At 56.2% G+C, this 13,170-nt stretch carries 12 protein-coding genes; 8 read left to right on the top strand and 4 right to left on the bottom strand.

Annotated features, from left to right (window positions below; translation table 11 throughout):
* Nucleotides 1–298 precede the first annotated feature (298 nt).
* The 4 genes from osmY to V1603_RS06310 all read left to right on the top strand — a co-directional run bounded on the left by osmY (nt 299) and on the right by V1603_RS06310 (nt 3,157).
* Nucleotides 299–916: a molecular chaperone OsmY gene (gene osmY, locus V1603_RS06295; RefSeq protein WP_028015434.1), complete on the top strand. Its 618-nt coding sequence runs from the start codon at nt 299–301 to the stop codon at nt 914–916.
* Nucleotides 917–1,043: 127 nt separating this feature from the next.
* Nucleotides 1,044–1,205: a DUF1328 domain-containing protein gene (locus tag V1603_RS06300; protein WP_003856556.1), complete on the top strand. Its 162-nt coding sequence runs from the start codon at nt 1,044–1,046 to the stop codon at nt 1,203–1,205.
* 120 nt (nt 1,206–1,325) lie between these two features.
* Nucleotides 1,326–2,378 (top strand): patatin family protein, encoded by a 1,053-nt coding sequence (locus V1603_RS06305; protein WP_116342385.1) that lies wholly within the window; start codon nt 1,326–1,328, stop codon nt 2,376–2,378.
* The gene (locus tag V1603_RS06310; protein ID WP_116342387.1) at nt 2,375–3,157 is read left to right on the top strand and encodes a TatD family hydrolase; all 783 of its coding nucleotides are present in this window, start codon (nt 2,375–2,377) and stop codon (nt 3,155–3,157) included. Before V1603_RS06305 ends, V1603_RS06310 begins: the two co-directional genes overlap by 4 nt.
* Here V1603_RS06310 and V1603_RS06315 read toward each other — a convergent pair.
* Together V1603_RS06315 and V1603_RS06320 are read right to left on the bottom strand one after the other, a co-directional pair.
* Complete coding sequence (locus tag V1603_RS06315) at nt 3,152–4,012, bottom strand: YjjW family glycine radical enzyme activase (RefSeq protein ID WP_395313646.1); 861 nt, start codon at nt 4,010–4,012, stop codon at nt 3,152–3,154. The genes V1603_RS06310 and V1603_RS06315 overlap by 6 nt on opposite strands.
* The gene (locus tag V1603_RS06320) at nt 3,987–5,534 is read right to left on the bottom strand and encodes a YjjI family glycine radical enzyme (RefSeq protein WP_395313647.1); all 1,548 of its coding nucleotides are present in this window, start codon (nt 5,532–5,534) and stop codon (nt 3,987–3,989) included. The genes V1603_RS06315 and V1603_RS06320 overlap by 26 nt, the downstream gene beginning before the upstream one ends.
* Before the next feature lie 262 nt (nt 5,535–5,796).
* Between V1603_RS06320 and deoC the strand changes: the two genes are divergently transcribed.
* The 4 genes from deoC to deoD all read left to right on the top strand — a co-directional run bounded on the left by deoC (nt 5,797) and on the right by deoD (nt 10,136).
* Nucleotides 5,797–6,576: a deoxyribose-phosphate aldolase gene (gene deoC, locus V1603_RS06325; RefSeq protein ID WP_032644972.1), complete on the top strand. Its 780-nt coding sequence runs from the start codon at nt 5,797–5,799 to the stop codon at nt 6,574–6,576.
* 109 nt (nt 6,577–6,685) lie between these two features.
* Nucleotides 6,686–8,008 (top strand): thymidine phosphorylase, encoded by a 1,323-nt coding sequence (deoA, locus tag V1603_RS06330; protein ID WP_395313648.1) that lies wholly within the window; start codon nt 6,686–6,688, stop codon nt 8,006–8,008.
* A gap of 53 nt (nt 8,009–8,061) precedes the next feature.
* Nucleotides 8,062–9,285: a phosphopentomutase gene (gene deoB, locus V1603_RS06335; RefSeq protein WP_127729560.1), complete on the top strand. Its 1,224-nt coding sequence runs from the start codon at nt 8,062–8,064 to the stop codon at nt 9,283–9,285.
* 128 nt (nt 9,286–9,413) lie between these two features.
* Nucleotides 9,414–10,136 (top strand): purine-nucleoside phosphorylase, encoded by a 723-nt coding sequence (deoD, locus tag V1603_RS06340; RefSeq protein WP_010427122.1) that lies wholly within the window; start codon nt 9,414–9,416, stop codon nt 10,134–10,136.
* A 39-nt stretch (nt 10,137–10,175) separates the two neighbouring features.
* Here deoD and V1603_RS06345 read toward each other — a convergent pair whose 3' ends face one another.
* Together V1603_RS06345 and V1603_RS06350 are read right to left on the bottom strand one after the other, a co-directional pair.
* On the bottom strand, nt 10,176–10,748 hold the full coding sequence (locus V1603_RS06345) for a hypothetical protein (protein WP_395313649.1): 573 nt from the start codon (nt 10,746–10,748) through the stop codon (nt 10,176–10,178).
* Nucleotides 10,745–13,168 carry a fimbrial biogenesis usher protein gene (locus V1603_RS06350; protein WP_395313650.1) on the bottom strand — a complete coding sequence of 808 codons (2,424 nt, stop codon included), beginning with the start codon at nt 13,166–13,168 and terminating at the stop codon, nt 10,745–10,747. Before V1603_RS06350 ends, V1603_RS06345 begins: the two co-directional genes overlap by 4 nt.
* Between the last annotated feature and the right edge of the window lie 2 nt (nt 13,169–13,170).

The following is a 13,170-nucleotide window of genomic DNA, read 5'->3' on the forward strand; positions in this document are numbered from 1 at the left end:
CCCTCTCAGAGCACGGCAATCGCCGTGCTCTTCTTTTATTCCAGTCTTATTAATCCCTTGCGGAATGTTCTTAATTCACCGCTAATTCACGCTATTCGCGCGTTTTTTACTCAATTCTGAAAGCGGCATTGTGAGAGTGATCTATATTTAACTCAGTGTTTAGCACCGGGTGTGGATGAATTAACTGTTCAATGCATGTCGATTGGTTCTCCATTTCACCCGTGTGTTTATTCGCAATATATAAAACTACTAAGGAAGTATGTAGCCCGAATAGCGGGTAAAACACAGGAATAAATCGATGAATATGACAAGACTGAAGATTTCTAAAACTCTGCTGGCTGTAACACTGGGTAGCGTTCTGGTTAGCGGTTCCGCCCTGGCGGAAAGCAGCACCATGGATAAAGCACAGTCCACGGCCGATACTGCGGGGCAAAAAATCGATAGCTCTATGAATAAAGTCGGTAATTTCATGGACGACAGCTCTATCACAGCAAAAGTGAAAGCCGCGCTGGTGGATGATGAAGCCATCAAGAGCACCGATATTTCCGTTAAGACCGACAAGAAAGTGGTCACCCTGAGTGGCTTCGTGGAAAGCCAGGCGCAGGCAGAACAGGCGGTGAAAGTCGCTAAGGGTGTCGAAGGTGTGGCCTCCGTGAGCGATAAACTGCACGTTCGCGACGGTAAAAACGCGTCGGTGAAAGGTTATGCCGGGGATGCGGCAACCACCAGCGAAATCAAAGCTAAACTTTTAGCAGATGACATCGTGCCGTCTCGTAAGGTGAAAGTAGAAACCACAGATGGTGTGGTTCAGCTTTCCGGTACGGTTGATTCCCAGGCGCAAAGTGAACGTGCCGAGTCAATTGCGAAAGCCATTGATGGTGTGAAAAGCGTTAAAAACGATCTGAAAACGAAGTAATTCTGGACCATTCGCCCGCCGGGCTAAATCCTGCGGGCGAAATAAGAACGACTCTGGAAAAACGCCGGTGAGTGACCTGAGCGCTCACGTTTAGCGGCCGACATTAACTATGGTAAAGGAGAAGCTTATGTTTCGTTGGGGCATTATATTTCTGGTTATCGCGTTAATTGCCGCCGCATTGGGCTTTGGTGGTCTGGCAGGTACAGCGGCATGGGCAGCTAAAATTGTCTTCGTCGTTGGTATTATTCTGTTCCTGGTCAGCCTGTTTACGGGGCGTCGACGTCCATAGCAAACGCAATATTTCTTCAACAAAATAAAGCCAGTCCCTGCGACTGGCTTTTTCTTATTTGCGTTACAGGTCGGGTGCGTTACTGTGGAGTGATAAAATAATCAAAACAGGAAAGCAGAGGTGGGGCAACGAATTCCCGTTACGCTCGGCAATATTGCGCCGCTGACGTTAAAACCGTTTCGCGCGGGTCAACTCGCACTGGTTTGTGAGGGGGGAGGACAGCGCGGCATTTTCACCGCCGGCGTGCTGGATGAATTTATGCGCGCGCAGTTCAACCCGTTTGACCTCTACTTCGGTACGTCCGCCGGGGCGCAGAATCTCTCTGCCTATGTCTGTAACCAGCCCGGCTACGCGCGAAAAGTAATCATGCGCTACACCACGGCGAAAGAATTTTTTAACCCGGTGCGCTTCGTGCGCGGCGGCAACCTGATCGATCTCGACTGGCTTCTGGAGTCGACCTCCAGCCAGATGCCGCTGGCCATGGATACCGCCGCCCGTCTGTTTGATAGCGGCAAAGCGTTCTGGATGTGCGCCAGCCGGGGGGATGACTACTCGCCGGGCTATTTCTCACCGCAGAAGGATAACTGGCTGGACATCATCCGCGCCTCCAGCGCTATTCCCGGTTTTTATCGTACCGGAGCTCTGCTGGACGGCATCAGCTATCTGGACGGCGGCATCAGCGACGCGGTGCCGGTGCAGGAAGCCGCCCGGCGCGGGGCGAAAACCATCGTCGTGATCCGGACTGTGCCGTCGCAAATGTATTACACACCCCAGTGGTTTAAACGGATGGAGCGCTGGCTGGGAGACAGCAGCCTGCAGCCGCTGGTGAACATCGCAAAGCAGCATGAAACCACCTACGGCGCGATGCAGCGCTTTATTGAAAAACCGCCGGGTAAGCTGCGAATTTTTGAAATCTATCCGCCGAAGCCGCTGCTGAGCATGGCGCTGGGCAGCCGCGTCCCTGCGCTGCGCATGGATTACAAAACGGGGCGGCTGTGCGGGCGTTACTTCCTGGCGACGGTGGGGAAAATGCTGGCAGAGCAGCCGCCGCTTCATCGGCATAAACGGATTATTATGCCGCCTGCGGTTGTCGCCAATGATGCCCTGACGATGCCGCTGGTGGATATCCCGCAGGCGAATGACGCTTTACTGGATAACGAGGATCTGGCGTGACGCACCTCTTTGTTGATACCCACTGCCACTTTGATTTCCCGCCGTTTGCGGGGGATGAAGCGCAAAGCATTGCGAAAGCTGCCGAGGCAGGCGTTCAGGCCATCATTGTGCCGTCAGTAGAAGCGGCCTATTTTTCCCGCGTGCTGGATCTTTCCACGCGATACCCCGCGCTTTATGCCGCGCTCGGCCTGCATCCGATTGTCATTGAGCGCCATCGTGATGAGCATCTTGAAGAGCTGGATCAGGTGCTGCAAAGTGCAGGAGAGAAACTTGTCGCCATCGGCGAGATCGGCCTCGATCTCTATCGCGAGGATCCGCAGTTTGAACGCCAGCAGACGATCCTCGACGCGCAGCTCAGGCTGGCAAAGCGTCACGATCTGCCGGTGATCCTCCACTCAAGGCGCACGCACGATAAGCTCGCAATGCACCTTAAACGTATCGATCTGCCGCGAAGAGGCGTTGTACACGGTTTTTCCGGCAGCCTGCAGCAAGCGCAGCGTTTTATTGAGCTGGGGTATAAAATCGGCGTCGGTGGCACCATCACCTATCCGCGCGCCAGTAAAACCCGCGATGTGATGGCGCAGCTGCCGCTGTCCGCGCTCCTGCTGGAAACTGACGCGCCGGATATGCCGCTGAATGGTTTTCAGGGGCAGCCGAATCGCCCGGAACAGGCGGCGCGCGTTTTTGACGTGCTGTGCGAACTGCGTCAGGAACCTGAAGATGAGATTGCTGGCGCGCTGCTGGAAAATACCCGTTCGGTTTTTGGCATCACGCTATAGATAAAGCGCCGGACGAATCACCGTTATTTTCTTTTTTTCCAGCGCCTGGGCCAGCGGTTCAACGTCCTCCGGCGTGGCGCTGCGCCATGACGCTGCCTCGCCGTAAACCCCATGCGCATGAAAAGCGTTGATGCGCACCGGCACATTCCCAAGCCCGTGGATAAAGGTCGTTAGCGGCTTGAGATGTTCCAGGTAATCACACTGCTCCGGAATAACCAGCAAGCGGAGTTCCGTCAAACGGTGACGATCTGCCAGCCAGCGGATGCTCTGTTTAATCTGCGGGTTTTCGCGCCCGGTCAGGAAGCGGTGATGCTCGTTCCCCCACGCCTTCAGATCCAGCATCGCGCCATCCAGTACCGGCAGCAGCTTTTGCCAGCCGGTTTCGCTTAACAGACCGTTGCTGTCAACCAGACAGGTGAGGTGACGCAGGGCGGGATCGGCTTTGATCGTGTTGAACAGGGCGATCAAAAAGGGCAATTGCGTTGTGGCTTCACCGCCGCTCACGGTAACGCCCTCAATAAAGGGGGCGGCTTTTCGGATCTGCGTGAGGATCTCCTCCACGCTCAGGCGGTTCGCCATGGGCGTGGCCTGCTGCTGGCACAGGCGCAGGCAGGTGTCGCACTGCTGGCAGTGACTCTCCTGCCACCAGACGCGTCCTGCCTGAATGGTCAGCGCGTTATGCGGGCAGTGGGGCACGCAGTCCCCGCAGTCGTTGCAGCGCCCGATGGTCCACGGGTTGTGGCAGGTTTTGCAGCGCAGGTTGCAGCCCTGCAGGAACAGCGCCAGGCGGCTGCCCGGCCCGTCCACGCAGGAGAAGGGAATGACCTGACTAACTAAAGCGCATCTGCTGTTCATGGCTTATCACACGCGGCTGACGTTCCAGAATTCGGGTATTGCGTGCGGCTTCTTCACCCAGCCAGGTGGTATTGGTGCGCGATCCGGCTTCGCGGTACTTTTCCAGATCCGACAAGCGCACCATATACCCGGTTACGCGGACCAGATCGTTACCGGCGACATTCGCGGTGAACTCACGCATACCGGCCCTGAACGCACCCTGGCAAAGCTGAACCACCGCCTGAGGATTGCGTTTTACCGTCTCATCCAGCGTTAAAATATCGCTAATCCCGGAGTGATAGTGTTTATGGTGCGGTGCAACAGCCAGCAGGTGGCTGATGGGATCCGGCTCGTCGCCGTAGGGCAGACGCGCGCCCGGCGTGGTGCCCGAATCGGAGCTGATGCCTGACTGGGCGTGCAGCATCGCGCGCTGCTTCCAGCCGTGTTTCACAGGCGTGTTTTCGACAAACGCTGCAAGCTGTTCGCTGATGCGATAACCCAGCGCGTTGGCCTGTTCGTCCTTTCCGTAGCGTCCCGCTATTCCTGCTTTCTCAGAGAGCGCGTTTACCGCTTCCGCCAGGCCGTACATGCCAAACATCGGCACAAACCGATCGGCATCAATCAGCCCCTCTTTCACCAGGAAGCTATTCTCAAAGAAGCCGGATTGCCCGTACAGGAAATCGCAGCGGGCATTGATGATGGCGATTTGCTGCTGGCAGTAGTGCGGGAGCGTGCGGGTGAAGAAGTCTTCAATGGATATGCTGCGTTCAGCCATGGCTTTGAGGTTAAGGCGCACCAGGGTGCTGCCACCGCCTGCAAGCGGCAGGGAGTTGTAACAACTCACCACGCCGTAACGGCCTTTTGTGAAAATTTTATCATTCATCGGGCCATTAGAAATATGTGGTTTGCTGCATTCACATATGTTTTTTGCCACCTCAAGCAGCAAGTCGTCCGGGGTGATATCGGGATCGTAGATGAAGGTCAGGTTCGGCGCGACCTGCTTCAGCTCTGCGTCGGCACGCAGAATGGCACGGGTGATGGGGCCGTCGGCAGGCCCGATGTTTGCGTGCATAAACGCATCCGGCAGCGTACGGTCGAGATAGCGCCAGAAACGTTTTACTCGGCTATCGATCTCTTCTTGTGTTAGAATTCTAACATACGGAGTTAATATCGCATCAAGCTGACCGAGATAGACCGGCATCGATGTGACGGACGGAACATGGTGGTAGAGGATGGTTAACAGCGAGAGGGCGTCGTCGAGATCTTTCGCCCCTTCCAGCTCCAGCCATTCTGAACCGTTAGCCAGAAATTTTGCGTAATCCGGCAGAACGTAACGGGGTTTGTAAGGCGCGTGGCCTTCGAACATGTCGCAGATAAACCCTTCGTCCAGCGCGGCTCGCGCGGCCTCAGGAAGTGTCGGATACGGCAGGTTGTTTTCCGCTTCCAGCGCCAGAAAATGACGTTTTTGTTCCGGGGTTAACACCGGGCTTGTCACAATGTGCTGGCAACGTTGTTGCAGGGCGTCGGGGCTGGAGTGGGGCATATTCGCTTCCTTGAGTGTTCTGCGGATGATGAGCGAATTGTAGGAAGCCAGCCTGTCGGGGCTTTTGATCCGACAGGGGGTATCGCTGCTTTAGTCGGCAATTTACGCGCTAAAGTTTGAAGAAGATCTCATTACAGTAATGCAAATTTGTACGAAGTTTTCATTAACTGTGATGAATGTCGAAGTGTGGATGCGGGTGAATGTTAGAATACTCACAGACCCGCAAGGTAAAATTTATACGGCACTGCCGTTGGAGAATGTTATGACCGATTTAACTGCAAGCAGCCTGCGCGCGTTGAAACTGATGGACCTGACCACCCTGAACGATGACGACACCAATGAAAAAGTCATCGCCCTGTGCCATCAGGCGAAAACGCCAGTGGGCAACACCGCCGCTGTCTGCATCTACCCGCGCTTTATCCCGATTGCCCGCAAAACGCTGAAAGAGCAGGGCACTCCGGACGTGCGCATTGCAACCGTGACTAACTTCCCGCACGGCAACGACGATATCGAGATCGCGCTGGCGGAAACCCGTGCGGCGATTGCCTACGGCGCAGACGAAGTTGACGTGGTGTTCCCTTACCGTGCGCTGATCGCTGGCAACGAGCAGGTCGGTTTTGACCTGGTGAAAGCCTGTAAAGACGCGTGTGCGGCGGCAAACGTGCTGCTCAAAGTGATCATCGAAACCGGCGAGCTGAAAGAAGAGGCGCTGATTCGTAAAGCGTCTGAAATCTCCATCAAAGCCGGTGCGGATTTCATTAAAACCTCTACCGGTAAAGTACCGGTGAATGCGACCCCGGAAAGCGCGCGCATCATGATGGAAGTTATCCGCGATATGGGCGTGTCCAAAACCGTTGGCTTCAAGCCCGCGGGCGGCGTGCGTACCGCCGAAGACGCGCAGCAGTTCCTGGCAATTGCCGACGAGCTGTTTGGCGCAGAGTGGGCGGATTCCCGTCACTACCGCTTCGGTGCGTCCAGCCTGCTGGCCAGCCTGCTGAAAGCGCTGGGTCACGGCGACGGTAAGAGCGCAAGCAGCTACTGATTGCCAGACAATGCCGGATGACGCTTCGCTTATCCGGCCTACAGGATCGTAGGGCGGGTAAGCGTAGCGCCACCCGCCACAACTCCCCCGATTCCGCATGGAGGTTACCGTGTTTCTCGCACAAGAAATTATTCGTAAAAAACGTGATGGTCAGGCATTAAGCGACGAAGAGATCCGCTTCTTTATCAACGGCATTCGTGATAACACCGTCTCAGAAGGGCAGATTGCGGCTCTGGCGATGACCATTTTCTTCCACGATATGTCGATGCCCGAGCGCGTGTCGCTGACCATGGCGATGCGAGATTCAGGAACCGTTCTGGACTGGAAAAGCCTTAACCTTAACGGCCCGATTGTGGACAAACACTCCACCGGCGGCGTGGGCGACGTGACGTCTCTGATGCTCGGCCCCATGGTGGCAGCCTGCGGCGGTTACATTCCGATGATCTCCGGGCGCGGCCTGGGCCACACCGGCGGTACGCTCGACAAACTGGAAGCCATTCCGGGCTTCGATATCTTCCCGGACGACAACCGCTTCCGCGACATTATTAAAGACGTTGGTGTGGCGATTATCGGCCAGACCAGCTCTCTTGCTCCGGCAGACAAGCGTTTCTATGCAACCCGCGATATCACCGCGACCGTTGACTCCATCCCGCTGATCACCGCCTCTATCCTGGCGAAGAAACTGGCTGAAGGGCTGGACGCGCTGGTGATGGACGTGAAGGTGGGCAGCGGCGCCTTTATGCCGACCTATGAACTCTCTGAGGCACTGGCCGAAGCGATTGTTGGCGTCTCCAACGGCGCGGGCGTGCGCACCACCGCGCTGCTGACCGACATGAACCAGGTGCTGGCTTCCAGCGCCGGTAACGCGGTTGAAGTCCGCGAAGCCGTGCAATTTCTCACCGGCGAATACCGTAACCCGCGTCTGTTCGACGTCACTATGGCGCTGTGCGTGGAGATGCTCATCTCCGGCAAGCTTGCTAAAAACGATGCGGAGGCCCGCGCGAAGCTGCAGGCGGTGCTGGACAACGGCAAAGCGGCGGAGATCTTTGGCCGCATGGTGGCGGCGCAAAAAGGCCCGACCGATTTCGTCGAAAATTACGCGAAGTACCTGCCGACCGCGATGCTCAGCAAAGCCGTCTATGCGGATAGCGAAGGCTTTGTCTCTGCCATGGACACCCGCGCGCTCGGCATGGCTGTCGTGTCTATGGGCGGCGGTCGTCGTCAGGCATCCGACACCATCGATTACAGCGTCGGCTTTACCGATATGGCTCGTCTGGGCGACAGCGTTGACGGCCAACGTCCGCTGGCGGTGATCCACGCCAAAGATGAAGCCAGCTGGCAGGACGCGGCGAAAGCGGTGAAAGCCGCCATTACGCTTGATGATAAAGCGCCGGAAAACACCCCAACGGTCTATCGCCGTATCACCGAATAGCGGTATACTGATCTGATCGCATTTTTATGAAGCACTAAGTACGGAGAACAATTATGAAACGTGCATTTATTATGGTGCTGGACTCATTCGGCATCGGCGCAACCGAAGATGCAGAACGTTTTGGTGACGTGGGTTCCGATACCATGGGTCACATCGCGGAAGCCTGTGCTAAAGGCGAAGCGGACAACGGTCGTAAAGGCCCTCTGACTCTGCCAAACCTGACCCGCCTCGGTCTGGTGAAAGCGCATGAAGGTTCTACCGGTAAAATCGCAGCCGGTATGGACGGCAACGCGGAAGTGGTGGGCGCCTACGCCTGGGCGCACGAGCTCTCTTCCGGTAAAGACACCCCGTCCGGTCACTGGGAAATCGCCGGTGTGCCGGTGCTGTTCGACTGGGGCTATTTCTCCGATCACGAGAACAGCTTCCCGCAGGAGCTGCTCGATAAGCTGGTCAAGCGTGCCAACCTGCCGGGCTACCTCGGTAACTGCCACTCTTCCGGTACCGTGATTCTGGACCAGCTCGGCGAAGAGCACATGAAAACCGGCAAGCCGATTTTCTACACTTCTGCTGACTCCGTGTTCCAGATTGCCTGCCACGAAGAGACCTACGGCCTGGATAAACTCTACGAGCTGTGCGAAATCGCCCGTGAAGAGCTGACCGAAGGCGGCTACAACATTGGCCGCGTGATCGCGCGTCCGTTTATCGGCGACAAAGCGGGTAACTTCCAGCGTACCGGTAACCGTCATGACCTGGCCGTTGAGCCACCAGCGCCAACCGTGCTGCAGAAGCTGGTTGAAGAGAAAGACGGCCACGTGGTTTCCGTGGGTAAAATCGCGGATATCTACGCCAACTGCGGTATCACCAAAAAAGTGAAAGCCACCGGTCTCGATGCGCTGTTCGATGCCACCATCAAAGAGATGAAAGAAGCGGGCGACAAAACCATTGTCTTTACCAACTTCGTGGACTTCGACTCCTCCTGGGGCCACCGTCGCGACGTTGCGGGTTATGCTGCTGGCCTTGAACTGTTTGACCGCCGTCTGCCTGAGCTGATGGAGCTGGTGGGTGAAGATGACATTCTGATCCTGACAGCGGACCACGGCTGTGACCCAACCTGGACCGGTACCGACCATACCCGTGAGCACATCCCGGTGCTGGTGTATGGCCCGAAAGTGAAGCCGGGCTCGCTCGGTCACCGTGAAACCTTCGCGGACATCGGCCAGACCATTGCGAAATATTTTGGCACGTCTGACATGGAATATGGCAAAGCCATGTTCTAAACGGATTGGGTGCGGCCTGATGCCCTCATCCCGCTCCTCTCCCACGAGAAACACGGGTGCGGCCTGATGCCCTCACCCCAACCCTCTCCCACAGGGAGAGGGAGATATTAAATGAAAAGGAACTGAAGATGGCAACTCCTCACATTAACGCAGAAATGGGTGATTTCGCTGACGTCGTATTGATGCCGGGTGACCCGCTGCGCGCGAAGCACATTGCGGAAACCTTCCTCGAAGACGTGCGTGAAGTGAACAACGTTCGCGGCATGCTGGGCTTCACCGGTACCTATAAAGGCCGCAAAATCTCCGTCATGGGCCACGGTATGGGTATCCCATCCTGCTCCATCTACACCAAAGAGCTGATCACCGACTTCGGCGTGAAGAAAATCATCCGCGTGGGCTCCTGCGGCGCGGTGCGCATGGACGTTAAGCTGCGTGATATCGTTATCGGCATGGGTGCCTGCACCGATTCCAAAGTTAACCGTATGCGTTTCAAAGACCACGACTTCGCGGCGATTGCTGACTTCGGCATGGTGCGTGACGCAGTCGACGCGGCAAAAGCGCTGGGCGTTGAAGCGCGCGTGGGTAACATCTTCTCTGCTGACCTGTTCTATGCACCGGACGGCGGCGAGATGTTCGACGTGATGGAAAAATATGGCATCCTGGGCGTGGAAATGGAAGCTGCGGGTATCTACGGCGTCGCGGCTGAGTTTGGTGCGAAAGCGCTGACCATCTGTACCGTCTCTGACCACATCCGTACCCACGAGCAGACCACCGCTGCCGAGCGTCAGACCACCTTCAACGACATGATCAAAATCGCGCTGGAATCCGTTCTGCTGGGCGATAAAGAGTAATGTTGTCTTTGCCGGGCAGCCATGCTGCCCGGCATGTTCTTACTGCTGCGTTAACACTTCCCACATCAAATCACTTTCAAGCGTTGTGATATCCGTTGAGTATGAAAATTGCCTATCGTTAAGTACGGGCGTCAATTTCATGGTGAAACTCATATGGCTACCGCTTACCGGAGCCTGGTTATCGACGGCAATGATCCCATCGTTATTACGCAGTAACAGGCTTTCCTGGCTCTCTCCGCTCGGGGTGAACTGCGTGCGATCGACCGTTTTTGAGAACGCGTAGCTTTTTCCGTCCACCACCATATTGCTCACGCGCACTGCCAGACCGCTGCTATCACCAAAGTAGAAGCGGCCTTTTTCCCCGGCGCGCCCCTGGATAAACAGGGCGATGGGCTGGCTTTCCGGGCAGTTGACGTTGACGTTGATCTCCCTGGACGGCATCTGGTTCCAGCCTTGTTTTGCCTCCACGACGTCATTCTGCTTCAGCAGGCCAAAGCTGACGCCGCTGTTGGTAAAGGAGAGCTGGCATTCATCATCCGCCAGGGCCGTGCGGGCTGAAAGTGAAGATAAGGCTGCAACGGCAATCAGCAGATATTTTCCCCGGGAACTCATTGGCAAACTCCTTGCGCCATTTCATAGAACGCTTCTTTGTCCTGAGCGTCACTCAGCGTGTATTTTATGCGGCACAGGCGCTGCATATTGTCATCCACGGCATACAGCGTCGGACTTTTCGACATATCGGAAACGAAAATGCGCCCGTCATCGACGGTGCTGACCAGATAGTTGTTTTTCTCATCCACAATACTGATGCCTTTCGGTAACCAGCTGCCGTCAGCCTGTTTCACTTCCAGCATGACGCGGCGGGTGTTCAGTACCTCAAAATTCAGCTCTTTGAAGGCGGCGTGGGCTGCCGAAATATTTTTGATCCCGTTAGCCAGGTCCATGCTCTTCGGTAAGGTGTTGGCGTTCACTTCGATACGTGACTTCCGCCACTCCGTCATTTCAGGAACGACGGCCTGACCCCAGCGGTCGGTCCAGACGCGGCCCTGAGGCGTGGAGATTTCAATGCCGCTCTCAGGTTCACTCAGACGAGCGATACCGAAGGTCTCTTTCACCTCGTATGGCGAGAAGGTCAGGCCATGTTGGTGCGCGGCGATCCCGCCGGAGAGCGTTGCGCTGTAGTTGCGCTGGTCGCTGCCAGTGGTTCCTCCTCCAATACCGAGCTGGGTGTAATGGAGGTTGGTATTAATGTTGCCGTTGAAGCTGTTTTCGTGATTCTGGTCATCACGATCGGCAGAGAGGTAGTAGTTTGTGTCCTGTCCCAGCGAACCGCTATTTTGCAGGCCATAGTTGGTCTTCTCACCCTGGCTGCGCATATACGCACCGACACGCTGCGATCCCAGCGGGAAGCTGACGTTGACGTAAAACATATCGTCGTCGTTCAGCGTGCTGCCGTCGTCGTCGTCCGACTGCTGATTCACGGCGTGCTGCCAGTTGGCAGTAATATTCATGTATTTGAACGACTGGCTCCAGGAGACGATCACGTTGCGGGTATCATCGCTGTCGTTGGTTGCCTGATAGCCGTAATAGCCCAGAGAGAAGGTACCCAGCATATTATTGCTCCAGCTCAGGTTCGCGCTGTAGCTGCTCTGATAACCGTCAAAGTCGTCGACAAGGGCTTCCGTCAGTTCGCGATAGCCGGTGCTGTATTTCGCCGCGCTTAAGCTGACGTTCAGGTTGCCCGGTATCGACATCCCGGCGCTCAGTTCTCCCTTCGCCCCCTGCTGCGATTCGCCGTAGTTTGCTTTGCTGCCCAGCAGCGAGCCGGAAAGCGTCATGCGATGAGCCGGGAGCCACTGCAGCATGCCCCCGACGGCCTGGTAGTCCTGGGCGAGTACGCCGGATGCGGTGGTGATCCAGTCCCTGTCGAGACGCCATCCGTCGGAAACGTTGTAGACCCAGGGCATGGAGTAATCGCTGTCGACGTCGCGAACGCGGCCCAGCGACATCGCCAGGCCCACCGGGCGCGATACCTGGAAGTTGAACGAAGAGGACGGCACGGTAAAGCGGGTAATGGAGTTGTCGGTTTCCACCACGCTGACGTCGAGGTTGGCGTTGCTGCGGACAACGGGCACGTTTTCAAGGCTGAACGGCCCTGCGTTAACCAGCGTGGAGTAAATCAGCTGTCCTGACTGGCGAACTTCAACGCGCGCCTGGTTGCCCCGAGCAAGCCCCTTAACAGTAACGCCAGGCGTATCCTGCGCTAAACCCTGTTCGGGAATAAACTGTACGCCGTTGATGGCCGCACCGCCGAAAAGCTGAGACTGAACGTTAATTTGCCCGACCTGCGCGCGAACCTTCTGTGACTGGAACACGTGTTCACCGTAGGTATACAGGCTGTCTGAACGGTATTTCCCGTTGTCGTCGGTGATCATGTAGCGGCTACGCACCGCCCACTCGGCGAGGTTAAACCCGGCTTCGAGGTTGGCCTGGGTATAATCCTGGCTTTCTGAACCGCTATATTCACTGCGGCTGCTGAACAGGTTGTAGTTTAACAGCCCGGCGGTACCGCCCTTAATAAAGTTTTGCGGGGTCAGAAAACCGTTATCCAGGGCTTCTGCCGGTAAATAAAACTCCAGCGTTTCGTTGCCGGGCATGGCGTTAATGACGGCAGAGGGATAATCCGCGAGCAAATTGTGGCAGGATTCATTCTTTCCGATGCGCAAGGGCATTAAGCCCATGGCGCTGAGAAAGTCCTCATCAGCGCACACCTGCCCTTTATCGCCAAAAAGCACTGCCAGTGACCCTTTGTCCACGCCGTTAATTTTGACCGAAACGGTATGTCTTCCGGGAAGAAAACGCGGCGCCTCGGCAAAGTAATCCGCCAGGTTTTTACTGATCCCGCGCGTGGCAAGAATATCCGTATCAAAGGTCACTTCCCTCGCCAGCAGCGGCGAGCCTGGGATCAGTGAAACTGTCAGCGAGCAGTAAAGCGCTGCTCGAATCAAAGAGGCAAGGTTCAGGTTGTTCACGC

It is taken from the genome of Enterobacter sp. ECC-219 (genome assembly GCF_043966805.1).
Lineage (GTDB): Bacteria > Pseudomonadota > Gammaproteobacteria > Enterobacterales > Enterobacteriaceae > Enterobacter > Enterobacter cloacae_N.

Excerpts from the sequence above, each read along its gene's own strand:
- osmY (WP_028015434.1), top strand. The coding sequence starts at position 299 with ATGAATATGACAAGACTGAAGATTTCTAAAACTCTGCTGGCTGTAACA.
- V1603_RS06300 (WP_003856556.1), top strand. The coding sequence starts at position 1,044 with ATGTTTCGTTGGGGCATTATATTTCTGGTTATCGCGTTAATTGCCGCC.
- V1603_RS06315 (WP_395313646.1), bottom strand. The coding sequence starts at position 4,012 with ATGAACAGCAGATGCGCTTTAGTTAGTCAGGTCATTCCCTTCTCCTGC.
- V1603_RS06320 (WP_395313647.1), bottom strand. The coding sequence starts at position 5,534 with ATGCCCCACTCCAGCCCCGACGCCCTGCAACAACGTTGCCAGCACATT.
- deoC (WP_032644972.1), top strand. The coding sequence starts at position 5,797 with ATGACCGATTTAACTGCAAGCAGCCTGCGCGCGTTGAAACTGATGGAC.
- deoB (WP_127729560.1), top strand. The coding sequence starts at position 8,062 with ATGAAACGTGCATTTATTATGGTGCTGGACTCATTCGGCATCGGCGCA.
- deoD (WP_010427122.1), top strand. The coding sequence starts at position 9,414 with ATGGCAACTCCTCACATTAACGCAGAAATGGGTGATTTCGCTGACGTC.
- V1603_RS06345 (WP_395313649.1), bottom strand. The coding sequence starts at position 10,748 with ATGAGTTCCCGGGGAAAATATCTGCTGATTGCCGTTGCAGCCTTATCT.